We start from the raw sequence: 847 nt of genomic DNA, 5'->3' as shown, positions 1-847 counted from the left end.
CCGGGGTTGTAGATCCACGCCGAGCGCGGCTCGGCGACCTGGTCGATGGGCTCGTGCACCAGCAGCGCGCGGCCCACGTCGCGCGACGGCGGCAGCAGTTCGCTGGCGAAATAGTAGAGGCGATTGCCCAGGCTCCCGGCGTCCTTCTTCGGGTCGTAGTAGCTGGACAGCAGCTGGATGCGCTCGCGCAACAGCGAGTAGTTGCCGCTGGTGGTGACCTGCGCGGTCACCGCCACCTCGTCGGTGTAGCGCGCCTGCCAGCGGGCGATGTGGTTCCAGATCGCCTCGCGGCCATCGGCCGGGATCGGGAACGGAATGCCGCCATAGGCGCCCACCAGGCCGTAGCCGGAGTCGCTCAGTTCGGCCTGCTGCGCATTGACGGCGGTGTTGCGGTAGATGTCCTCCGGTGCGGAAAAGCTGCGGTGGCTGGGGTAGACCGGCAGCTTGAAGGTCTGTGGATAGGCCTTGAGCAGCGCCTTGACGCCGTCGCTGAGGTTGTCCGCGTCGGCCTGCATGGTGCTGGCGTCGATCACCCGCAGCGGCGTTTCCTCGGCATAGGGATCGACGTGGAAGCTGCCCGGGCCGCCATAACCGGCCGGCGCCTGCGTCATGCCACCGGTCCACTGCGGAATGCCCTTGGCCGCATCGCCCTGGCGCTCGGCGCCGAAGGGGGTCAGCGTGCCCTGCAGTTGCGCCGCCTGGTCGGCACTCACCCTGGCCTGGGCCACCAGGGGCAGCAGCAGGCCGAGGGAAAACAGGACCGTACAGGTCCGTAGAAGGGTTCTGGTCATTGCGGGTCCTGCCATCAGAAGGAGTAGGAGACGTTGAGCGCGAGGTGATCGCGGTC

At 68.0% G+C, this 847-nt stretch carries 1 protein-coding gene; it reads right to left on the bottom strand.

Annotated elements, in window-relative coordinates; all coding sequences use genetic code 11:
* Nucleotides 1-791, bottom strand: a 791-nt coding sequence (locus tag J0A65_RS24430; RefSeq protein ID WP_206596849.1) for a DUF1329 domain-containing protein, incomplete at its 3' end; no start/stop codon positions are given.
* Nucleotides 792-847 lie beyond the last annotated feature (56 nt).

Source organism: Bowmanella yangjiangensis (assembly GCF_017255015.1).
GTDB classification, from domain to species: Bacteria; Pseudomonadota; Gammaproteobacteria; order Enterobacterales; family Alteromonadaceae; genus Bowmanella; species Bowmanella yangjiangensis.
This window is presented reverse-complemented; position numbering and strand designations above follow the sequence as displayed.